Source organism: Sphingobacterium allocomposti, assembly GCF_008124885.1.
Taxonomy (GTDB): domain Bacteria; phylum Bacteroidota; class Bacteroidia; order Sphingobacteriales; family Sphingobacteriaceae; genus Sphingobacterium; species Sphingobacterium allocomposti.
Map to the genome: position 1 here is coordinate 214018 of NZ_VNHX01000002.1, position 22436 is coordinate 236453.

The window sequence follows — 22436 nt, forward strand, 5'->3', positions numbered from 1 at the left end:
GAATTAACCATCAAAATAATTAAAAGAAAAAACATGAAAAAATTGGCCTTATTAGCATTGATTGCCGGAACGATTAGTTTCGCAGCATGCAACAACAGCCCGTCCAAGGACAAAAACGCCGATGGAGAGGTATCAGCCGGCGAGCAGCTTGACCATACCTTGGACTCTATAGACGATCACGCCGACCATGCACATGCTGCATTGGACAAGGAGATTGAAGAGGCAGAGGCCCGTGTTAAGAAAGCACAGGCGGATCTGGATGAGGCTGTGAGGAACGGCGACAAGGAAGCGGAAACAGCAGCACGTAAGGCGCTGGATGATGCAAATACAGCTTGGGACAGGGTAAAGGCGGCTGCTAAGGATGCCGGACACTCCATTGAAGAAGGAGCCAATAAGGCCGTAGATGCAACGAAGGATGCTGCTCAGGCAACGGGCCGCGCTATTGATAGGGCGATAGATAAGACTGCCGACAAGGCGAATCAGGTAGCCGAGGATGCAGAACGCAAGGCAAAAAACGTTAAGGAAGCGCTTAAGAACTAAAAAGATTGTAATGATAGACGGAAGCCGGACTCCCCATGTCCGGCTTTTGTTTTTGGAGGAGCCGGGATAGACTTAGCTGCCTGCGATGAGGTAGACCATCTAAGATATATTGCGGATCCGTGTAATTTCTCTAAGTTCGTATATGGACATGAACACCAAACGCACGCTCGTAGATCTTTGTGCCAGGCACACAGAAGAACGCCTAAAGGAAATCATGCATAGTATCTCGGTGGCTCAGGAGGGCATCGAGAGCGACACAAAGAGCAGCGCCGGGGACAAATACGAAACGTCGAGGGAGTTGATTCAGCAAGATCTGAGTAGGCTCCAGGAACAGCTTCATCAGGCGAAGCGGGATCGGTTGGCGTTAGATCAGCTGGTATTGGAAGAGCGGGAACGAGCCGGTGCGGGCACGGTCGTCGTCACGGAAAAGCTGCTATACTTTATCGCAATCAGTCTCGGAAAACTAACCGTCGAAGACCAGGACTTTATTGTGGTTTCGCCGTATTCGCCGATCGGAAAGTTGCTGATAGGGAAAGGTGCGGGAGAGGAAATACACTTTAACGGAGCGTCTCAGAAAATACTCGCCGTGCATTAGCATGTTCCGGAATGAAAGTAAATTCCAAACAATCTCTTTTAGATATTGTTAAGTAGAGGAAGAATGTATGGTTCTACCCTTAATGGAATTATCATGAAGAACAAAGTAAAAAGCTGGGTTTTTATCCTGTTAATGACGACCGCTGTTGTCGTAGGAGCGATTTCCTGCAAGCCGAAGGTATCGGATGCCGATCTAAAAGCGAAGATCGAAACGGTAACCGCCGATCATCCGAATGTTGTGGTCAGTGTAAAAGACGGAGCTGTAACGCTTTCCGGTACCGTTGCATCCGAAGAGGACAGGAGTCGGTTAGCGGAGGTAGCAAAAAATGCAGATCCCAACAACGTTAAATCTGTTGCAAATGAGTTGACGGTAGAAGCTGCACCGATTATTACGAACACAGACGACGCCGACCTGACGGCGAAGGTAGCGGATGCAACCAAAGATTATCCTTCGGTAAAAGCGGAGGTCAGCAGTGGTATCATTACGGTTACGGGCAGTATCGAGCAGACCCGTGTACAGCCGCTGAAGATGGCGTTGGATGCGCTAAATCCAAAAAAGGTAGACATGTCGGGATTAACTGTTAAATAGGCAAAACCATGGGATTGTTAGATAAATATAAGACGCTTTTGGATACGGCAAAGGCCTCTGGTATACCGGATTTACAATATGCTGAGCAGGAAGGGGTGCTTCAGATAAGGGGCACGGCGCCGAACGCTGATACAAAAAACAAGTTATGGGATGTATATAACCAAATTGATCCGAACTTCCTCTCCGGCGATGTCGTTATGAACATAGATGTGTCCAGTGCGGTGGAAGGAAGTCAGGTGCGGGTGGCCACGCAGGAATCAAATCTAAACATCCGGAAAGGCCCGGGCACCGATCAGCCTATTGTGGGAAAGGCGGCGAAAGGGGAAGTCATCATATTGATCAGCCGTGCAAATGATCAGTGGTGGCTGGTACGGACGAAAGATGGAGAAGAAGGATACTGCTACGCGCAGTACCTGGAGCCGGTTGAATAAGCGTTTTATAGAAGAGCGGACCTCGAGGCTTCCTTCTTGACACCCGTCGCAAGGGCAGCGCTTATAAAAGCGCAAAAAACCGTCATTGCGAGGAAGAATGACGAAGCAATCTATTAACTCCTATTCCCTGTTATTCTTTTTGTTTACCCAACTATGTTTGAAATATATAGAAAATTGATCTGATTTTTTGCCCGGAGAAGCCTCAAAACAAAATGGCCGTGGTCATTTTCCCAACTCAAAGTTTGTTTTTGTAAAGTGACCGCGGTCGTTTTTAAAAACGAACGTTCCATTTTTTATTTGACCACGGCCATTTTAGGGTATAAAAGTACAAAAAAGGCCGACATCCCAAGATACCGGCCAAGCGTTAACCAACAGGAGCAGTTATCCTAAGATCCGTCATGACTTTCCGGATGCGGAGCGCTATTCCCGAAGATCGGGCGCTTGCCGTGCGTATGGCTAGGCATATGGCTTTCCGGCGTTGCCGGACCAGTTGGATTATCGATTTTCTTCGTGTTAAGTTCTATCATTTTTCTAAAATATTATAGTTAAATAACAGTTGAATGCCGGCGGTCTCTTGTCTTGCAGCAAGCTCTTTCCGGGGACGATTCCGATGTTTGTATCGCGGGCCGGTGCCCTTCCGGGTACCCGACACGGCAAACATACACTGATCGTCAGAAAAACGTGTCCAAAATGTCCGAAATTGGTACAGATGTCCTTAATTGTCCTAAAATGGGTATAAATGTCCCGAGATATTGCTTCCCATCGGTCGTATAGGAATTACTTTTTTAACGTGTGGAGAATTAACTTCTGCAAATCCGAAAAGGCTGCGTGCTCCGGCTCCACGGTATAGGCCAGAAGGATGTCGGTTCTGATCTCTGATTCACTGGGATTCAGGAAATCAACGGCAAGATGTGCATACTGGCTCTGTACGCTTTGTGGCACAACGGAGATGCCCGCCCCGAGATGAACCAATTCCAGTATAGACGGAACATTGTTACATTCATGCCTTAAATTTGGCGTAAAACCGAGTTTTGCGCAATACGCTATCATCTGGCTATGGTATATAGGTGCGTAGTTGGCGTGATACGATACAAAGGGCTGCCTGGATAGTTGCGCAAGATCCTCCGGCAGCGGCATGCCGCGGGGGATTGCCAAAACAAAGCCATCTTCATAGAGCCTTTCGGTTTGTAGTTTCGCGGAATAATTAGGTCCGCGGATAATACCGAAATCCATTTGACGGTCTTCCAGGGCCTTAATCTGCTGCTTGGTGGATAATTCGAACAGCTTCGTCTGCACGAAAGGGTATTGCCGTTGTATCTCCTGTACAAGCCTGCCGAGTTTGGATTTGTCCGTCGAGCTGATGTAGCCGATCTTGACATCCCCGGCAAATGAGCCGTGGATCCGGTTGGTCAGCTGTTGGGCCAACTGCAGGCGCCTCAACATTTCAGACGCTTCATGGAAGAAAAAACGCCCTGCTTCGGTGAGGGTGACACGTCTGTTGTTCCGGAGGAATAGGACAGCGCCAAGCTCTTCTTCCAGTTCCTTGATCTGTCGGCTTAATGGAGGCTGGGAAATATAGAGCCTTTTTGCGGCTCTTCCAAAATGCAGCTCTTCAGCTAAGGTGATAAAATACCGGAGATGTCTTAGTTCCATACGATATAGGTATTGATAGATGATAAATATAGTATTTTTAAGGTATCACCTGATTAGGTAGTTTTGAAAAAAAAGAAAAGGGATGAAATCAACAATCCGCGAGATCGAGGAACGCTTTGACAAGGATGTGGAGCGTTTTGCCAATTTGGACACCGGACAGCAGACAACATTGGATGCCCGTTTTAATATGGAAATTATTACAGAGGCCATCGCGCGTCGATATCCGCGCCTAAAATCGGTATTGGATATAGGGTGTGGTGCCGGGAACTATACGGTGAAACTTTTACAGAAGGCATCCCCTATGGACATCACGTTAGTTGATTTAAGTCAGAACATGTTAAACAGGGCGGTTGAACGCGTGCAGAAAGCAACATCGGGGAAGGTTACCGCTATTAAAGGAGACTTTCGTCAGATAGCGTTGCCCAGCGGCGGGTACGACGTCGTCATCGCCACTGCTGTGCTGCATCATTTACGTGACGACCGCGACTGGGAGGAATGTTTTGCAAAGTTGTATAGGTTGCTTAGGAAAGGTGGAAGCATCTGGATTTTCGATCTCGTTTACCAATGCGACGAACTGCTACAACGCTACCTATATCACGATCTTTATGGCGAGTATCTTGTTTCACTGAAGGATGAGGCTTATCGGGATGATGTCTTCGCATATATAGACAAAGAAGACACACCCCGCGATCTGCTATACCAGTTGGATTTGTTACGGAGCGTGGGCTTTCAGAAGGTGGACGTCCTGCATAAAAACTTATGTTTTGCTTCCTTTGTAGGATTCAAGTAGTTTCGACGCGCGTGTTTCGGCGAACGTCAAACGATAACCTTAATTCTTGCGTTTACGCTGGACTATCTATCCTAGATCATCCAGCGTAAACGTGTCTTTAAGCCGTACACCTTTTTCTGTATGCTGCAGTGTACAGCAGGCATGTACAGGGTCGTGCTCCAGAAACAGAATATATTCCCTGTCAACAAACTCCGGCCAGTAATGCTGGCGCTCTTCCATAGTCGTTAACGGCCTAACATCATAGCTCATGACGTAAGGAAGCGGGATATGTCCTACGGAAGGCAATAAATCAGCCATGTATAAGATGGTCTTATTCTTGTACCGGATCTGCGGAAGCATCATTGCTTCCGTATGGCCGTAGGCATAACGGATGTCAATGTTGGCAGAAAACGGTTGCCCTTCCTTTATGAAGCACAACTGTCCACTTTCCTCGAGGGGCAGAATGTTCTCCTTCAGGAAAGAGGCCCGCTCCCTGGGATTTGGCGATAGAGCCCAGTTCCAGTGCTTTTCGTTGCTCCAGAATCTTGCGTTCTTAAAAGCCGGGACCAGTTTGTCCCCGGCCCGCATGACAGCTCCGCCACAGTGGTCAAAATGAAGGTGCGTTAGGATAACGTCCGTAATGTCGTCCCGATGAAAGCCATATTTGGCTAAGGACTTATCCAGCGTGGCATCCCCATGGAGAAAGTAATGACCAAAGAATTTTTCGTCCTGCTTGTCTCCAAGGGCCGTATCGATTAACACGAGCTGACTTCCGTCTTCTATTAAAAGTAGACGGTTCGCCCATGTACAGAGGTTCCGTTCGTCGGGCGGATTTGTTTTTTGCCAGATCGCTTTGGGCACGACGCCGAACATTGCGCCGCCGTCTAATTTAAAGAAACCGGTATCTATCGTGTATAAATTCATTACTACTTAAACAGTCCACCAAGCATGCCGCCTAAGCCACCTTTTTTTACCGCACTCACGGCATCGTTTAAGTTCACCTTGCCGTCGCCGTCCTGATCAAGGATTGACCCTGCGCCGCCACCTGTAAAGGAACTGAGTATGTCGGCAATGTTAAGGTCGCCGCTTTTTATCTTCGCCGAAATCATGCTGATGACCTTGGGAAGGATAGAACTGGCAAAGTTGCCCGCAGTGGCACTGTCTATACCAACATTAGAACCCAGCTTCGAGGTGAGCGAGGAGATCATGTTTTGCACTACCGGATTGGAGGTTAGCGCATTGCTGTCCTCACTGCTGAATATACGGGTTAGATCACCCATATTACCGCCAGAGACAGCGGACTTCAACCCGTCGATCAATGAACTGCCTGTTTCTTTCGCCACATCACCTGCGAGGTTATTCGAAATACTGCTGTTATCAACTTCCTTGTTGATCAGCCCTTGTATAAGTTGCTGAATGTTTTCCATATCGGTTTTTTAATTTGTGTAGACTAAAGGTAATAAAATGATAGCGACAAAAAAAGACGTCTCCACGTGGAAACGTCTTTTTTTCGTTGTTTCGTAATCGAACTTAATGTGCACTCAGATTTTTAGCTTTCTCCGGATCGAAGTTGGCTTCCAGTTCAGCCAGCTTTTTCTTTCCGTAAGCCATCTTAGTGATGACATAGAACAATACGGGGACGATGAATATTGCCAGAAGCGTTGCTGCCGTCATCCCACCGAATACGGTCCAACCGATGGTCCGCCGTGCGAAAGCTCCGGCGCCGTTGGACATCATCAAAGGTATAATACCTAAGATAAAGGCAAATGACGTCATGATGATAGGGCGCAGCCGGAGTTTAACAGCATCCAGAATGGCGTCCAGCAATGGCATACCGATATCGACCCGTTCCTTTGCGAATTCGACAATCAGGATCGCATTTTTCGCGGCAAGACCGATGATTGTGACAAGTCCGATTTGTGCATAGATATTGTTATCCAAGGTCGGAATAAACATAAGCGTCAATATAGCTCCGAATATACCGATAGGTACGGACAGGAGAATGGAAAACGGTACCGACCAGCTCTCGTAAAGAGAGGCGAGCAGCAAGAACACGAAGATGATACAAAGTGCGAAAATCATAACTGTGGTATTGCCGGACTGACTTTCCTGCAGTGATAATCCGGAAAAGTCGTAGCTGTAGCCGTTCGGTAACGTTTCTTCGGCTACTTCCCGCAAAGCACGTAATGCATCTCCGGAGCTATATCCCGGAGCAGCCGAACCACTCACCTCTATACTTCTAAAGATATTATAGTGGTTGATGATCGACGGGTTTTGTACCAGTTCCCATGTGACCAGCGTACTTAACGGCACGGACTCGCCCCGTGCATTGTTTACATACAGTTTGTTGATGTCTTCAATGTTCATGCGGTATTGGTTGTCGGCCTGTGTAACCACGCGGAAGTTACGGCCGTACCGTGTAAAGTCATTAATGTAGGCAGATCCGAGATAGGCCGAGATCGTACTATAAATGGACGATACCGGTACGAGCATCTTTTTCGCCTGTTCTCTGTTTACCGAAATTCTGAAGTTCGGCGAATTGGAGTTGAAGAGCGTATACGCCATGCCGATTTCGGGACGCTGGTTGGCTGCAGCCAGAAATTTCCCGACTACGGCTTCAAACTGTTTGATGTCTACCGTTTGCTGATCTTGTATCATCAGGGAGAAGCCGCCCGATGTTCCGAGTCCGGGGATTGCTGGTGGCGTCACCGCTAAAACGCGGGCTTTGCTATAGCTTGCATATTTAGCCATAATAGCACCTGTAATGTCGGCAGCAGTCCGTGTACGGGTAGCCCACGGTTTCAAAGAAACGAAAAGGGTAGCGGCGTTCGATTTGAAAGACCGGTTTAATATGTTAATTCCGGAGATCAGCGTGATGTGCTGAATTTCGGGGAAGTCCTTGCGGAACTGTTCGTTCAGTTCTGTCAGGACTTCGCCTGTACGGCTTGCTGCCGATCCTTCCGGCAGGGTGATGCCGGCAAAGAACGATCCATTGTCTTCCGTTGGGATAAATCCGGTAGGCTTGATCTTAAACATGTATCCTGTCCCGACGAAGATGCACAAAAGAATGATAAGTGCTAACGGTGCCCGCCGTATACTTGCTTTTACACCCCGCGAGTACTTGTGTGTTACCCGTTCAAACCATACGTTAAATTTATAGAAAAATCTGTTGAGTCCCTTTGCATCTTTATTTACCGCGGTTGGCTTCAGCAGTAGCGAGCATAGTGCCGGTGTCAACGAAAGGGCGACGAAAGCGGATAACATGACCGAGACGGCAATGGTAATCGCAAATTGCTGATAGAGCTTACCAACCATTCCGGGGATAAATCCTACAGGAACGAATACAGCGGCCAAGATCAGTGCTATGGCAATTACCGGTGCCGTGATATCCTTCATGGCGTGTGAGGTCGCTTCCCGTGCACTCATTTTGTAGTGGTCGATATAATGCTGTACTGCCTCAACCACAACGATCGCGTCGTCCACGACAATCCCGATGGCGAGCACGAAGGCCAGTAAGGTCAGGTTGTTTATCGAGAAGCCAAAGAGTGTAAAGAAGATAAATGTACCCACTACCGAAACCGGGATGGCCAAGACGGGTATCAACGTTGCTCTCCACGACTGGAGGAAGAAGAAAACCACGAATGTCACCAGAATCAACGCTTCTATCAATGTATGGATGACCGAGTCGATCGAAGCATGCACTACCGACACAGTCTCATAACCGACGACATAGTCGACATCTTCGGGAAAGGATTTTTTCAGGTTTTCCAGCGTTTCGTAAATACCGTCAGCGGTCTCCACGGCATTTCCTCCCGGCGTCTGGGCGACCATCATACCTGTCGATATCATCCCGTCGGTACGGGTGTTTGTCGCGTAGCTGAACTGCCCCAGCTCTACGCGGGCGACGTCTTTCAGCTGTACGATAGAACCGTCTTCATTCGCCTTGACGATGATCTCTTCAAAATCCTCAACCGACGAGAGATCCGAATCCGTAATGACCGGATATTCAAATACCTGCGGATTCTGTAGCGGGGGAGCCCCGACAGATCCTCCGGGCATCCGCAAATTCTGCTCAGAAATGGCGGTAGACACATCGGCCGGAGTAAGGTTTAGGGTCGTCAACTTGTTGGCGTCCAACCAGACCCGCATTGAAAAAGGTTGTCCAAACGCGGTTACATCACCCACACCTTTGACACGCATGATGGCATCCTTTACATAAAGGTTGGCGTAGTTGGCCAAAAACTTGTCATCGCGGGTTCCTTTAGGAGAAACCAGAGAAACCAACATCAAGATGTCCGTATTCGCCTTGCGCGTCGTTACCCCCAAGCGGCGGACAGCTTCAGGAAGCGACGGTTCGGCAATACCAACACGGTTTTGAACGTCCAATGTGGCAACGTCGATGTCCGTGCCGACTTCGAATGTTACAGTAATAGCTGACTGTCCGTTAGACGTACTGTTAGATGACATATAGATCATGCCGGGCGTACCGTTGATCTGGCTTTCGATGGGGGTGGTCACCGTTTGCTCCACGGTTTGCGCATCCGCTCCGGTATAGTTTGCCGTTACGGTAACAGTGGGTGGTGCAATCGATGGGTACTGACTTATGGGGAGCGTCATGATCGATATCGTACCGATAATCATGATCAATATCGATATGACAATCGCCGTGACGGGCCTTCTTATAAAAACTTCTGATATCATACTAATTTTGTTTAGGTCTTCGACAATTATTTCTGAGGAGCACTCTCGGCCACTTGAACACCCGGTCTCACGTTCATGATGCCGTCTACAATAATTTTCTCACCAGCCTCAAGACCCGAGTTTACAACGACATTCTCATCTACTTTCAGCCCCAGCTGTACAGGGCGGATTTCCGCTTTGCTGCTATCGTTAACGACATATACATTATACACGCCTAACTGGTCCTGCACAGCCTTGAAAGGAATGATCAATTGTTCGGTCGGCGATGTACTTTTTACATTCATCGTCAGATTCATTCCCGCGCGCAGCGTATTCTGGGCGTTGTTAAACGTAGCCCGTACCGTGATGGTTCCTGTCTGTGGGTTTACGGCCCTGTCAATGATGGATACTTTGCCGGGCGCTTCGTATGTCGTTCCATCGGGAAGTGCCACGGTGATCTCGGTCGCCGACTTTCCCGTCTGATAGGCGACAAACTCAGCTATTTCACGTTCATTGATCTGGAACTCGACGGCTATGGGATCTACCGAGCTGATCGTGTTCAGTAATGTTGTTCCTGCGTTTACCAACGCGCCGTTACGCACTTGGGAGATTCCGACAACACCTGAGAACGGAGCCCGGATGATGGAACGTTGCAGGTTGGTTTGCGCGGTTGTTAACGCGGCCTGCGCGGCCTGCACCTGTGCCTTCTGGTTGTTCACATCTGTGAGGGCATAGTCCAGCGTCTGTTTTGCGATGGCGTCCTGTTCAGCTAAGGTCTGGTAGCGTGATAAGTCCTTTTCAACACGCTGCAGGTTAGCCCTGGCAATTTCAAGGTTAGCCTTGGCCTGGTCCACAGCCGCCTGATAGCGGATGCGGTCAATTTCGTATAACGGCTGTCCCTTTGAGACGAAGGAGCCGTCGCCTACATATATCTTTGTAATATAACCAGTTACTTCAGCTAGTATTTGGGTTTCCTGTAAAGGAACAGCGCTGGCGGGATAACTTTTAACGCCGGCTACGATCTGTTTTTCTACGGTTGTTGTCGTAACGGGAACGGCCATCTGCCCTTGTGCGGCAGCCTGCTGCTGTTTGTCAGAGCCATCTTTTGAGCCACATGACTGCCAGAAAAGCCCTGAACCTATGACTAGTGCGGAAAATAAATAGTTCTTATTCATGATTTCGTATGTTTCGTTGATTGATAAGGTTGTTCTTACTTCGTGATGTCTACTGTTCCCAACGCCCGCTGTATATCCAGCTTACTGGAAAGTACGGCATATAGCGCATTTAGGTAATTTAGCTGACTTGTTTTTAGATCTGTCTCAGCCGTCATCAGTTCCAGGTAGGTTTTTACGCCTGCATCATACTGCAGTTTGATGGTGTTATACACTTCTTCCGACAACTCCATATTGTCCCTGGCATTGCGCCACTCGTTCATATTCGACCGGTAGCTGGCCATCGCGGACGAGTATTCGGTGCTGATCTGGTTTTCAAGATTTTTTAAATCCCATTCGATACGTTCTTCTTCTAATTCTGATTTACGGATCTCCTGAATGCGTTTGGTTCCCGTAAAAATCGGTATGGACAACGACAGACCGACGGAGGAGCTCGGAAAGTTATTGCTATACAGGTCGGCAAATGTATTGTTGAAATAGTTTGCGTTATACACCGCGTAGGCGCCAAGCTGGGGTAAGAACTTCCATTTTTGGTATTGGGTGTTTAGCCTTTGTATATTGCGCAACGTCTCCGTCTGGCGGTACTCGACACGGTTTGCAAAGCTCAGTATCTCCGACGTGTCTAGAAGTATATTGCTTTCCATGGCTTGATTTTCGAAGGACAGGCTGATATTCTCCCGTACGTTCATGCCGAGAAGCATCTTGAGATAATCGTATTTATAGTCCCGCATCTCCTGCGCGGTCTTTAGCTCGGCCCGTGCGTTATTCAGCGATATCTGTGCCCGCTTATAGTCGGTTTTGTCTACAAGCCCCGTTTCGTAGCGCGCGCTGGCTTCGGTATACTGCCTTTGTAGACGAGCTATATTTTCATTAATGATTTTAATGGACTCCTCCGAGGTTAGTATATCGTAATACGCCTTGCTGACATCAACCACGGTATTGATTTTGGTGCTTTCTATGTTGAGGTTATTCTGTTCGCGGACAAATTTAGATGCGCGGGACGCCTGAAATAACTCGGGGCTCAGGATAGCCTGGTCTCCACGGATAGAAAGCGAGCTTGTGTTTCTCTGTCCCATTTGAATAGGAGCACCGTTGATGATGTTCGTGGGAATCTGAATGGCGTGTGCGAACGTACCGGTCGCACTTATCTGGGGAAACCATCCGGAAAGGGCCGATGCGATATCACGCTCGCCGATTTCCCGGTCGATATTGGCTTGTTTTAACTCTATTTTATTGCTTAAGGCATAGGCAATCAAATCGTCCAACGTCGCATTGTTGTCAAGTTGACCGGAGGACGGACCGGTCTGGGCATGTGTATATCCTGCGATACTAAATACGAGGAATAAGAATAAAGCAGCTTTTTTGAATCTCATATTATTGATTTTTAACACCATTCCAAATTATTTCTAAAATATCTTCGCGACCTTTCGCCTGCATTTTACAGAAACCGTAGGTGACCATCTTTACATGGGAGGTGGCTGTCCCGATGTAGATTGAAACCAGCGTATAGAAACTTACGTCCCTGATAATTCCCGATTTAATACCTTCTTCAAAAAACAACCGCATACGGTCTGCACCGTAGTAGGAGGGATTTTTCTTTTGTTGAATGAGCTCATAGTAGGGCGATGAATAAAACTGTTCTATAAACCAGAAAACTTCCTTGTTGGCGATGTAATAATCGACCAACCGATTCCATATGAAAAAAAACTTCTCCTTGTAGGAGAGCGCCTGATCGACATTAAAAATATGATCATTGGTGCGTTCCCTACAATATTTGAAGAGCTCTAAAATTAATTCGTCCTTCGACGAAAAATAATGGTAGATGGTGCCTGTTGCAACATTGGCGCGGGCGGCGATTTGACTCATGGGAGTCCCGTGAAAGCCATACTCATTAATCAGTTTTAACGTACTTTCAAAGATCGCCTCTTTTTTATTTAGCAATTGAACGTTCATTCGGTTGCAAATGTAGTAAAAAAGCCACGCTACAAATGTCAAATGTTTGTTATAAATACGGGTAGTTTCGGGGTTTCGCGACAGATGACGTTACTGTTAAATCTTTGTTAAATGATTTAGCGCTATTGCAGAGTCCGGCGCGTCGCCGTATATTTGTGTCATCATAATTTAGGTTTATAATTGGTTAGTTAGAGGTTTCCATTCTCCCCGTTTGGAAACCTTTTTTATTGGCACTGTTCCAAGGCTTCTTTCACCTCATCCTGTGAATAAGTATTTGTGCTGTTCCCAAACCTCGTTGTCACATAGGTCAGGATATAGGCGATCTCCACCGCGCTTAGCTGAGGAATGCCGGGCATCGCGCCCTCGTATGTTTTCCCGTCAACGATGACGGGACCTTCTAATCCGTTTTTTACGATACACGCCAGAGCGGCTCTATTTGTAGCCAGGTATGCTGTATCTGTCAACGGCGGGTATAGCATACCAAGCCCTTCGCCTTTCGCTCCATGGCAGTTCTGGCAATGTACGCCGTACAGTTTCTGTCCGTTTACCGCATACTGTGCAGTTTCGATGCTTACGTTGGGCTGGCAGGAATAGACGGCCAGGGCATACGTCACGCTGACGCCCAGGACGGCAATAAGGTTCTTGCGCATAGGGTCGATTATTGTTCCTTAAGCAGGATTCCCAGATCTTCCATCAGTTGTGCTACCTGTTCATCATTGGTGCCGTCGTATGCTCCGCGGATACGTTTGTTCTGGTCAATTAAGACTAAATATCCCTGGTGGTCGTAGCCTCCCGGTGCAGCGGAATCTTCTTTGGTATACACCAGATATTTTTCCGCGATGCCATAGATATCTTTCTTCGTCCCCGTAACAAATTGCCACCGCTCATCGTCGACGCCGAGTTTCTTTGCATACGACTTCAAGACACTCGGGGAGTCGTATTTAAAATCGATGCTGTGCGATAGAAAAGCTACGTCGTGGTTGCCGCGGTACTTCTCGTATACTTTGAGCATATTGCGCTGCATGGTAGGGCATATACTGGGGCAGTGTGTAAAGAAGAAATTGGCAATATACACTTTGTTGTCAAAGTCTTTGTCGCTTATGAGTACACTGTCCTGATTGAGGAATGTAAACGGTGGGATTTGATGGTAAACCGTATCCACTACGGTCTGTCCGTCGACAATACGTTCTTCTGTCGCCCGTTCACCGATGATAGGCAGTTTTTTCTGCGAGTCGCCGGTACAGCTGTGGAGCGTCACGGCAAACAGCAGCGCGCCTAAATAGTTATGGAAAGAAGATTTTATCATCATTTATCATGTGGAGTTAATGGTACTAAAACACGTTCTGCGTCCTGCGTAGCTTTTTCGAATGCGGTTTTTAATTGACTGATACGATCAACTTCAGCTTGTTGATAAGCGGCATCGGTACTATCTGGCGTATACTCCTTCATCCACGTCATCATGTTGTCCGTAGCCGATTCGAGATCCGCTTTCAGTGTGCTGAGTTGCTCACGCGTAGCGTTCGTATCCAACGATGGGTTGCCTGCCTTCAACGAGGCGAGATTGCCGAGCAATGAGTCTATCAGCACCGTATGTTTATCAAAGGTGGAGACCTGGGGCATGATCAAATCATGAATTTCAATAGCCTTTGCCGACAGCGCCTGTGCGTCGTTCGTGTCTTGGGCATTTTGGCAGGCTGCTGTTAAACAGGCTAGGGCAGCCGCGGTTACGAATAGTTTTTTCATTAGAATAGTTTGTTTTTATGGTGATGAAGCCTGCGTGTGTTATTCATTTGTGTCTGTTTTCCGTCGCAGTTCATGCAGGTTTCACGTGTTCGCATTGTTATTTGTGTTCATGTCCGAAGGTGTCTGTGCGGTTCGCGGCGCTGGGGGACACGTTCGGAACGTGGACATTACACGTTTTTTATCGTGTAGTGTCCGCCCGGCCCCGGTGGTTGTTTGATCCTCGTTCTACGCTATCCGGCTGAACATCTTCGAAATTACGGGTTTTCCCGCCGAAGGTCAAGTCCCGTATGTATATTTCGTTGTTCGACCTGGCACAAAGCAGTCCGTCGCGGTCCAAAATGTGGATGTCGAATGTTTTGATGACTTTGCCTTTGTTCTTTACCTCGTCGAGTGTTTCCCTGACTTCGTCGTCATGAAGACGGACCGAAAAAGAAAGATGTCTGGTTGCTGGTTTAAGGTATTCTATTTTGGCCGATTTAAGCCATGTAACCGTTTTTCCGATGCCGGCGCGCCGGAGCAGCTGATCTAGAAGCAATGTATGGATGGGATCTACCGCTGAAAAGATCGTGCCTCCGAAAATTGTACGGTTGATATTCATGTTTAAAAGGCTTTTGCGGATGACAATGTCGATCTGCCTGAAGTCTGCATGTACCTTTTGCACCCATATTCGCTGGAAGAAAAAAGGGGGATAAAATCGCAGTATCCATTTCAGTGCCTTCGGAGAAAGTCGCATGATACAAATCTAACTAAAAAGCATGGTATTCACGAAGCTTGGGAAAGCCCATGTCGGCCGCCTGTCTAAGCTAATGGAAAAGGGGAACGCCGCGATTGCTCAGTCGTGTGCCGCAACGTTCGGGCTACATACTTTTGTAGCCTGATTTTTTATAATTCTTGTAATAATTGCAAATCGATCGTAAATTGGCCGTCCAATAATAAACTGTATGGAAAGTCGTTTGCAGCCCTCGAGGGTTTGGTTGCTGGTTCTCGTGGCTTCGTTAGGGTATTTTGTAGATATATACGATCTGATTATTTTTTCGATCGTACGCGTGCAGTCGTTTAAGGATATCGGGATCGGCGAATCGGCGATGCGCGCGCACGGCGAATATGTTTTGAACATGCAAATGGCCGGATTGCTTCTCGGCGGGATCGTCTGGGGTGTGATAGCCGACAAATATGGACGGCTGAAGGTTCTTTTTGGATCGATCCTCCTGTATTCGCTGGCTAATATATATAATGGGTTTGTCCAGGATGTGTCGACGTATGCTTGGGTGCGTTTTATCGCGGGGATCGGGCTTGCGGGAGAGCTGGGCGCCGGGATTACTTTGGTCAGCGAAAGTATGGCTAAAAATAAGCGTGGATATGGAACGATGATCGTAGCGGCTGTTGGTGTTCTAGGTGCAATTTTAGCATACTTTATTTCCGAATGGTTTAGCTGGCGCACGGCGTACTTTGTTGGCGGAGGCATGGGATTATGTCTGCTTCTGCTAAGGATGGGAACGTTTGAGTCCAGCCTGTTTAAGCATCATACGAATCAACAGGTGTCTAAGGGAAATATCGGCATGCTTTTTAGCAGCAGGGAACGGTTGGCCCGTTATCTGTATTGTCTATGTATCGGTTTGCCGATCTGGTTTGTCGTGGGTGTGCTCGTGACCCAGGCGCCGGAGATCGGAAAAGCGTTGCATTCGGAAGTCCCCCTCAGCGCTGGGAAAGGCGTCATGTTTACCTATCTCGGTATTTCAATCGGCGATGTGTTCGCAGGGCTGCTGGCCCAATATCTGAAGTCGCGGAAAAAGGTGGTATTCATCTGTCAGTTACTCATTGTATTCTTCGCCGTTTGGTACCTGTCCAGCGAGGGGATATCGGAGCGGAAATTTCTGGCGTTAGCGTTCTTTATGGGGTTAGGGGTAGGCTATTGGGCAACATTCGTGACGATTTCTGCGGAACAGTTCGGTACGAACCTCCGCGCGACGGTCGCGACCACGGCTCCGAATTTTGTCCGGGGAGCGCTGATTCCGTCGACACTTCTCTACGGCTGGCTTGTTCCGTATATCGGCATCCTATATGCTGCGATGGCGGTCACCCTACTACTGTCCGCTATAGCAATCTTTGCGTTGACCCGCCTGCGTGAAAGCTTTGATAAAGATCTCCATTATGTAGAACATTAACAGACGCGGACGACCGACGCGCAGGGGATATTTAAATTACCGGTTGGGACATTTCTTGCACCGTTTGCCACGTTTGTATTTCTTACAGCATTTTTTGAAGACGCAGCACCCCAGGTCGGGGTTCATATTTAATCCCTTTTTTAGTTCATCAAAAAAGGGATTAGCGGTTTCATCTATATAATCTAAAGCCATAGCCATTCTTCCATTCTCCATGCAAAGATAGCTATTTAGATTAGATTTAAATAATGCTGATGTCGAGTTTTTTTTCCTTTAGGTCAACGGATATCTTATTCGCCGCGTCATCAATGATCTTCGGGTCGTCAGCGTTGTTTAGAATGACCAGATCGCAGATCGGCTTGTAGGGAAGTAGATACGCGTTGTAGGATGGAACGACATGGTTAATCCACTTGTACATGACATCGTCATGGTCGTAGCCCCGTTCGATAAGGTCCCTACGCAGGCGTCTTTCCAGCGCGACAGGTTCGTCGGCATCCAGGAAAATGCGGAAGTCCAGCAGGTTGTTTACTTCTTCGTAGTGGAAAATGAAGAGCCCCTCGATGATTAAGATCGGGGCCGGCTTGATCTCCAACATCTTCGGCTTGATATCCGGATTATTGAATGTGTATTCCTCCCGGTAGATGGTGTTCCCTTCGAAGAGCTGCTTTATATCGTGGAAAAAAGCTTTCCGGTTGATTGCGGTGGGTAAATCGAAATTATATAGCCGGTTTTCTTCCCTAGTTTTCGTATTGGCCGGAATATAATAGTCGTCCTGAGAGATCAGTGTAACCTGCTCGGGCAGGAAATGATTTAGAAAGCTCTTTAAGAAAAATGTTTTCCCCGAACCGCTGCTGCCAGCGATACCGATAACATATGGTTTGTTCATCTAATCAAATATCTAAGCGTAATTTACTGCAAAGGTACACCATATGCTATTTCTATCAAAAATCTTCTGTCTAAAGCTCCGATGTAGGAGGCGGCAGACTTCGAAAGTACTACAATAGCGTCCCGCGTGTCGGCGGTATCGGTAAACTTCCCGACCACTTTCGCGTAGGTCACATTTTTTGTCATCGGGTTAGTGATCTTTAAGATCGTTCCGACAGGGGCTGTCTTGTGCAGGGCGAGATTACTTTTGCCATCGGTCTCCAGATTATCAATCCAGACGCCGATACCTTTTTCCTGTTTCTCGCGGATACCATAGCGGTTTGCTTCGAATCCTAAATCCTGTGTATGTTGTTCTGCCAGCGACGGGGTGTCGATGATTGGCTGTTCGATAATCTCGGGAAGTGGCTCCTGATAGTCTGAGTTTGGAATTTTTAACATTTGCCCTTCTTTGACGGTATTCGAACTTAAGCTGTTCATTTTCTTAATTTCGTCGATAGTCGTATTGAAGCGTCTGGCAATGGCGTATAACGTTTCACTTTTGCCGACTTTATATTCCGTCAGGACTTTTTCTTGCTGTTCTTGTTGTTGTTGCTGTGGGGCGCGTTGATTGGCAGCTGCCGGCACCTGCGGGGCAGGGCGTCTGCCCGTCGGAATTTTTACGGTATCTCCCGGCTTCAGGTTCTTTTTGTTGTTTGCCGACATGATAGCATTGACCTGCGCCTTATAGCGGCGTCCCAGCGCGTAATAGGTGTCTTTCGATTCCACACGGTGGATAATATACACTTCGCCGTTGACGATCTCGGTTCCGATAGAGTCCGGCGTAGCCAAGAGGCCGACCGACAGATCGGAGTGAAGGCCGCCGGCTTTTGCGGTCGCGAAAAACGGGGTACACAAAATACCCGCAAGACCCAGCTTTATATAGGTTGAAATAACTTTTGATTTTCTCATACGGTTGCAATTATACTAAATACGAAACAATTTCCTGTTTATTATATGACATTAAGAATATTTGATTTCCGATCTGAAAATAGGGCTGGGGAATCATTTTGGGCATGTCATATAGCAGGCGATGTTCGTATAGTACTTTGGATGTTTCTGCGACGCAAAGGTTTAAATGGTAATTGCCCTGCTCTTTGGTGTGGTAGGTCCAGAGCAGCTTATCCGCTGACCGGCTTACCCACGGGAGGTCCTGCATGTCGTCTTTGGGCAGGTAATCGGGGAGCGTGCCGCTGTACGGCATTGGCATTTTCAGTGCGGAACAATATTCTTCGCACACATCGGTCTTGGGGATAACCTTTTTTGCCTGCTGTATGTCTATATACTCCTCAAATCCGCTTTGAAAGCTGCGATGTCTCACCTTGATATAATGCAGGCAGGTGTCGACCCATATATATTCCTGTGATAGGTATCGGACATTACCTTGCAGATCCAGTAGCAATATACCTTCTTTGACAGGACGGCTGTCGCCCACGCGTTTCAGGACGATTGTATGATGCTGCAACGCTTCGAGCGTCCACTCTTTCTCAAGGACAGGCCAATGCTCTAACAGGAGATGACCCGCAAAATCGAAGACGTACAGGATGGCATTGGAAGCGTCGGGGGCGCGGAGTTCCACGCCGATCATACGACTGGACGCGTCGACTACGATTTTCCATATTTGAAATGGAAATGTTTTTTCGAATGCTTTATATATTGTATATTTAGTCATTATAGCGACATACAATTAACGAGTCTATATGAACAAATTTACGAAATCCTTTCCGGCTTTTCTTTTTACTTTTTTCCTCTTGTTTTCACAGGCGTGGGCACAAAAGGTTTATAAGGTCGATATTAAGGAAGATATAGGACCAAACGCCTGGCGTACGATGAAGCGTGCGCACGACCGTGCCGTAACGGAGAAAGCCGACGTGTTTCTGATGGAATTGAATACATTTGGAGGTGCCGTGAATTTTGCAGATTCGATCCGGTCGGCTTTGTTGGGTTCCTCCATGAGGACGATTGTATATGTCAACAACAACGCCGCATCTGCGGGTGCCTTGATTTCGCTGGCCGCAGATGACATCTATATGCACAAGGGGGCTAGCTTGGGAGCGGCAAGTGTTGTAAACCAAAGCGGCGATATTATGCCGGAAAAATACCAGTCGTATATGCGCGGACTGATGCGGGCGACGGCAGAAGCGAAGGGGAGGGATCCTAAAATCGCAGAGGCCTTTGTCGACCCCGAAGTTTCTATTCCGGCACTTAAGCCAGATGGAAAGCTGCTTACGCTGACGGCATCAGAGGCTATTAAAGCAGGGGTGGTGGACGCTGAAGTTGGCGGTCTCGACGGTTTATTTCAGCACGCAGGGCTCGCAGGGGCGGGTGTGGTGCAGCACGAGATAACCTTTGTCGATCAAATCATCGCCTTTCTGATTAACCCTATGGTTAGCGGGCTTCTTATATTGGGCATCATCGGTGGAATATATTTTGAACTACAGACACCAGGAATCGGATTTGCGTTGGTCGTGGCTGCGGTTTGTGCGACCTTGTTTTTTGCCCCGCTATATCTTCAGGGTGTCGCAGATCACTGGGAAATAGCTGTTTTTTTGGTCGGCGTTGTCTTGCTGGTGCTGGAGGTGTTCGTCATACCTGGGTTCGGTGTTGCTGGCATATTGGGGATCATATGTGTACTTTGCGGATTAGCATTTTCGATGGTCGAAAACGACTTTTTAGACTTTAAATTAACTAGACCTGGATTATTAATGAATTCATTTTTGATTGTAACAGGAGCGATGGTGCTCGCCGTTGTATTGATGGTGCTTTTTGGAAGAAACCTGCTGAAGTCGCGGGCGTTCAGACGCTTGGTGCTGGCTGATGAACAGCAGTCGGCCGTAGGGTATACCTCTTCGCCCCAGAAAGCAAACCTTATACATAAAAGCGGTATTGCAAAAACTGTCCTGCGGCCGGGCGGAAAGATCGAGATCGACGGCGTATGGTACGACGCCGTGGCACTGGATGGCTTTATTGACGCGGGAGAAGAGGTGTATGTGGAAAAACATGAAAACTATAACCTCTTTGTACGCAAGCTGTCGGATAAACCCAAATTGCAGCCTTAGCAGACGGCGCATAAGAAAGTGTACGGCTATTCTTCGGCCCGGTGCAACAGAGGCCGCTGAGCAGCAAGGCGTAAACAGATGTTAACGGGTGATCTTCGTCGATTTTTTGATATGTGGAGGAGAGAGTGTATGAGGAGTTCCCTGATAACTGCCGATAGAGCCCCGTGAAAAGCCGGGTTGTCGCTAAGGCGATTGAGGAGCCTGTCAGAGCATTGATTGAATAGGGGAGAGTCTGGCCTGCTGCTCGTTTAATCTATCCGTAGCGCTGATGTGGAACGCTACGGATAGAGGCGTCGCCCGACTCCGGTCAGGACAAGCCGGTCCGGACGTGCGTCGCGTGCCGGTATTAAAATTTGGCTCCAAAGGTGAGTACCGCGCTGGTCCGCTGGTGTCTGATATCGGCAGCCGGACTGCTTGTCTGCCAGAAGCCTTCGTCTATAACATACGGGCTTACTTTATAGTCGTTTATCAGGTGGACAACAGCGGCGTCCAGATACAGGACATTTGTTAGTTTGAAGCCGAGCCCTATGCTGCCGCTATATTGCTTGTTGTCCGCCCCCTTGTAAGGGTTTCCATAGTAATTAATTCCGGCCCGTCCGCTGATAATATTCGAGAATAAGTACTCGCCGCCAACACGTAAATTGACGACAGCCTGATAAGCGTCTTTTGTCTGCTGATCCCATTCGGTGTCGAGCGCCGAAGTGAAGCCCCCAACAGTTCTCATTTTAGTACTTCCATAGTCTATATATTCTGCATCGGCAGACAGAAAACCGCGGCTGAAAAACTTGGAAGCGCCTAGTCCGAACCGCCAAGGTGTAATGATACGGTACGAGAGATCCGAAGGAGCGTAAGAAGCTTCTCTTGAATCGAAAGATTCTGTTGCCGCTTCGTCTCTGTAATAGTCTACGCCGATGTAGCTTTCCGCGTAGCGGTCGACCGAATACCAAGTGGGCGACTGTATGGTTGCTCCAATATTCCAGTCGACCGAAGGCTTGAAAATCGCACCAACTTTAAAATCTACGCCTGCGCCCTCCAGCAGCTGATAGTTGTCGTCAAATAGTTCGTAATTCGCGTCGAGATACCTGTTGTCGGCGTGCCCCGGCTGGACGAACGTCGAGTTGGGATTGTCCGCAAGTACCGCGCTGCGGTCTTTGGTCCAGCCGAATTCCGAAAACTGCTCTGAGTTTTCGTACCGAAAAGAGGAGAAACTAATATTACCTCCGATATAAAACTTGTTGTTGTAGTTTCCGCCGAAGGCGATAGCCGTCCGCGCACTATGGCCGGAGGTCAGGACATCGCTGATCTGCATTTTGTCGGCTACCTCTCCCGTGATCGGGAAATATCCCTTTGTTGCGTCGCTGAAGCGTTCAACGAGCTTTAAACCGGATAAGTCGTTGGCGAAGCTTTGGTCGTTAAAAAATGCGACGTCATCGCTATACGCACTCACGATGGTGTTGTCGGGGTTGGTGCCTTCATAGCGAACGTTGTTGTTGAGCAGATTGGTGTTTTCGTAGCTGAGCCCTACATTAAAATTCTGCCAACCTGAAAAGCCGGCATTTTTTGGGAAATGGAATACCGCACCTGCATGATCGATGCCGAACCGGCCTTGGTTCCTGCTCGTCTCTGATCCGAAATATGAGCCTCTATTTGCAGCATTGTTGTAGCCGGCTGTAATAGAGATGTCCGACTGTGCAAAAAAGCCTAATCCGGCCGGGTTGCCTGTAATGGAACCGATGTCTCCCCCCAAGGCCGTTTTCGCGTTACCTAAAGCCTTTAGCCGGGCCGTTCCTCCGTTGTTTTCCTGTGAGAAGATAAATGCCTCGTTTGCGGTCTGTGCATGTGCAGCCGTTGCGAGACCTGAGACGAATAACGATGTTAAAAGTATATTTTTCAGCTTCATCTATGTATTGTTGTGGTTAAAGTTCTCCGTTGTACGAACGGACACACTTTTGCTCTGTTTGTTTTTAGAGAATGAGTCCGGCGGCTAACGTAATCATGTTGATGCCTTCGTAATTGCTGTGACTGATCGGTCTATAGCTTGCTTGTGGTAAAAAAATAGCCAATATGAACGGTGTATATTGGCTATCTACGTATGATTGTGTTTTATTGTCCCGAAGCTAGCGTTTGTCTAGCCGTGTGATTAGCCGGTCTTCAACGCGGTTTGTTCGGT

At 47.9% G+C, this 22436-nt stretch carries 23 protein-coding genes; 7 read left to right on the plus strand and 16 right to left on the minus strand.

Going from position 1 to position 22436, the window contains the following annotated elements:
* Window positions 1-33 precede the first annotated feature (33 nt).
* The 4 genes from BC792_RS02540 to BC792_RS02555 all read left to right on the plus strand — a co-directional run bounded on the left by BC792_RS02540 (window position 34) and on the right by BC792_RS02555 (window position 2154).
* Window positions 34-540 (plus strand): hypothetical protein, encoded by a 507-nt coding sequence (locus BC792_RS02540; RefSeq protein WP_148907416.1) that lies wholly within the window; start codon window positions 34-36, stop codon window positions 538-540.
* A 142-nt stretch (window positions 541-682) separates the two neighbouring features.
* Entirely contained in the window at window positions 683-1135 is a 453-nt protein-coding gene (locus BC792_RS02545) for a hypothetical protein (protein ID WP_148907417.1), read from the plus strand.
* A 93-nt stretch (window positions 1136-1228) separates the two neighbouring features.
* Window positions 1229-1723, plus strand: coding sequence for a BON domain-containing protein (locus BC792_RS02550; RefSeq protein ID WP_148907418.1), 495 nt, complete (start codon window positions 1229-1231; stop codon window positions 1721-1723).
* Window positions 1724-1731: 8 nt separating this feature from the next.
* Entirely contained in the window at window positions 1732-2154 is a 423-nt protein-coding gene (locus BC792_RS02555) for an SH3 domain-containing protein (protein WP_148907419.1), read from the plus strand.
* 386 nt (window positions 2155-2540) lie between these two features.
* Here BC792_RS02555 and BC792_RS18255 read toward each other — a convergent pair whose 3' ends face one another.
* Together BC792_RS18255 and BC792_RS02560 are read right to left on the minus strand one after the other, a co-directional pair.
* Window positions 2541-2681: a hypothetical protein gene (locus BC792_RS18255; protein ID WP_170249933.1), complete on the minus strand. Its 141-nt coding sequence runs from the start codon at window positions 2679-2681 to the stop codon at window positions 2541-2543.
* A 250-nt stretch (window positions 2682-2931) separates the two neighbouring features.
* Window positions 2932-3807: a LysR family transcriptional regulator gene (locus BC792_RS02560; protein ID WP_148907420.1), complete on the minus strand. Its 876-nt coding sequence runs from the start codon at window positions 3805-3807 to the stop codon at window positions 2932-2934.
* A gap of 82 nt (window positions 3808-3889) precedes the next feature.
* Here BC792_RS02560 and BC792_RS02565 point away from each other — a divergent pair, with 82 nt between their 5' ends.
* Window positions 3890-4597: a class I SAM-dependent methyltransferase gene (locus tag BC792_RS02565; protein WP_148907421.1), complete on the plus strand. Its 708-nt coding sequence runs from the start codon at window positions 3890-3892 to the stop codon at window positions 4595-4597.
* 66 nt (window positions 4598-4663) lie between these two features.
* Here the strand turns inward: BC792_RS02565 and BC792_RS02570 are convergent, their stop codons facing one another.
* The 10 genes from BC792_RS02570 to BC792_RS02615 all read right to left on the minus strand — a co-directional run bounded on the left by BC792_RS02570 (window position 4664) and on the right by BC792_RS02615 (window position 14857).
* Window positions 4664-5500, minus strand: coding sequence for an MBL fold metallo-hydrolase (locus BC792_RS02570; RefSeq protein ID WP_148907422.1), 837 nt, complete (start codon window positions 5498-5500; stop codon window positions 4664-4666).
* Window positions 5501-5502: 2 nt separating this feature from the next.
* Window positions 5503-6003, minus strand: coding sequence for a hypothetical protein (locus BC792_RS02575; RefSeq protein ID WP_148907423.1), 501 nt, complete (start codon window positions 6001-6003; stop codon window positions 5503-5505).
* A gap of 103 nt (window positions 6004-6106) precedes the next feature.
* Window positions 6107-9277, minus strand: coding sequence for an efflux RND transporter permease subunit (locus BC792_RS02580; RefSeq protein ID WP_148907424.1), 3171 nt, complete (start codon window positions 9275-9277; stop codon window positions 6107-6109).
* Window positions 9278-9303: 26 nt separating this feature from the next.
* Window positions 9304-10431 (minus strand): efflux RND transporter periplasmic adaptor subunit, encoded by a 1128-nt coding sequence (locus BC792_RS02585; RefSeq protein WP_148907425.1) that lies wholly within the window; start codon window positions 10429-10431, stop codon window positions 9304-9306.
* Between the two features lie 35 nt (window positions 10432-10466).
* Window positions 10467-11801 carry a TolC family protein gene (locus BC792_RS02590; RefSeq protein ID WP_148907426.1) on the minus strand — a complete coding sequence of 445 codons (1335 nt, stop codon included), beginning with the start codon at window positions 11799-11801 and terminating at the stop codon, window positions 10467-10469.
* A gap of 1 nt (window position 11802) precedes the next feature.
* On the minus strand, window positions 11803-12381 hold the full coding sequence (locus BC792_RS02595) for a TetR/AcrR family transcriptional regulator (RefSeq protein WP_148907427.1): 579 nt from the start codon (window positions 12379-12381) through the stop codon (window positions 11803-11805).
* 224 nt (window positions 12382-12605) lie between these two features.
* On the minus strand, window positions 12606-13031 hold the full coding sequence (locus BC792_RS02600; protein ID WP_148907428.1) for a c-type cytochrome: 426 nt from the start codon (window positions 13029-13031) through the stop codon (window positions 12606-12608).
* Between the two features lie 8 nt (window positions 13032-13039).
* On the minus strand, window positions 13040-13690 hold the full coding sequence (locus BC792_RS02605; RefSeq protein ID WP_246154790.1) for an SCO family protein: 651 nt from the start codon (window positions 13688-13690) through the stop codon (window positions 13040-13042).
* A complete protein-coding gene (locus BC792_RS02610) occupies window positions 13687-14124 on the minus strand; it encodes a transposase (RefSeq protein WP_148907429.1) in 438 nt (145 codons plus the stop codon). The genes BC792_RS02605 and BC792_RS02610 overlap by 4 nt, the downstream gene beginning before the upstream one ends.
* Before the next feature lie 178 nt (window positions 14125-14302).
* The gene (locus BC792_RS02615) at window positions 14303-14857 is read right to left on the minus strand and encodes a YiiD C-terminal domain-containing protein (protein ID WP_148907430.1); all 555 of its coding nucleotides are present in this window, start codon (window positions 14855-14857) and stop codon (window positions 14303-14305) included.
* Between the two features lie 208 nt (window positions 14858-15065).
* Between BC792_RS02615 and BC792_RS02620 the strand changes: the two genes are divergently transcribed.
* Window positions 15066-16289: an MFS transporter gene (locus BC792_RS02620; RefSeq protein WP_148907431.1), complete on the plus strand. Its 1224-nt coding sequence runs from the start codon at window positions 15066-15068 to the stop codon at window positions 16287-16289.
* Window positions 16290-16527: 238 nt separating this feature from the next.
* Here BC792_RS02620 and BC792_RS02625 read toward each other — a convergent pair whose 3' ends face one another.
* The 3 genes from BC792_RS02625 to BC792_RS02635 are packed head-to-tail and all read right to left on the minus strand — an operon-like array spanning window position 16528 to window position 18879.
* Window positions 16528-17172, minus strand: a complete 645-nt coding sequence (locus BC792_RS02625) for a uridine kinase family protein (RefSeq protein WP_148907432.1) — start codon at window positions 17170-17172, stop codon at window positions 16528-16530.
* Between the two features lie 23 nt (window positions 17173-17195).
* The gene (locus tag BC792_RS02630; protein WP_148907433.1) at window positions 17196-18119 is read right to left on the minus strand and encodes a DPBB and LysM peptidoglycan-binding domain-containing protein; all 924 of its coding nucleotides are present in this window, start codon (window positions 18117-18119) and stop codon (window positions 17196-17198) included.
* Window positions 18120-18129: 10 nt separating this feature from the next.
* Complete coding sequence (locus BC792_RS02635) at window positions 18130-18879, minus strand: hypothetical protein (protein ID WP_148907434.1); 750 nt, start codon at window positions 18877-18879, stop codon at window positions 18130-18132.
* A gap of 28 nt (window positions 18880-18907) precedes the next feature.
* Between BC792_RS02635 and BC792_RS02640 the strand changes: the two genes are divergently transcribed.
* The gene (locus BC792_RS02640; protein WP_148907435.1) at window positions 18908-20266 is read left to right on the plus strand and encodes an NfeD family protein; all 1359 of its coding nucleotides are present in this window, start codon (window positions 18908-18910) and stop codon (window positions 20264-20266) included.
* Window positions 20267-20612: 346 nt separating this feature from the next.
* Here BC792_RS02640 and BC792_RS02645 read toward each other — a convergent pair whose 3' ends face one another.
* Window positions 20613-22166: an OmpP1/FadL family transporter gene (locus BC792_RS02645; protein WP_148907436.1), complete on the minus strand. Its 1554-nt coding sequence runs from the start codon at window positions 22164-22166 to the stop codon at window positions 20613-20615.
* Between the last annotated feature and the right edge of the window lie 270 nt (window positions 22167-22436).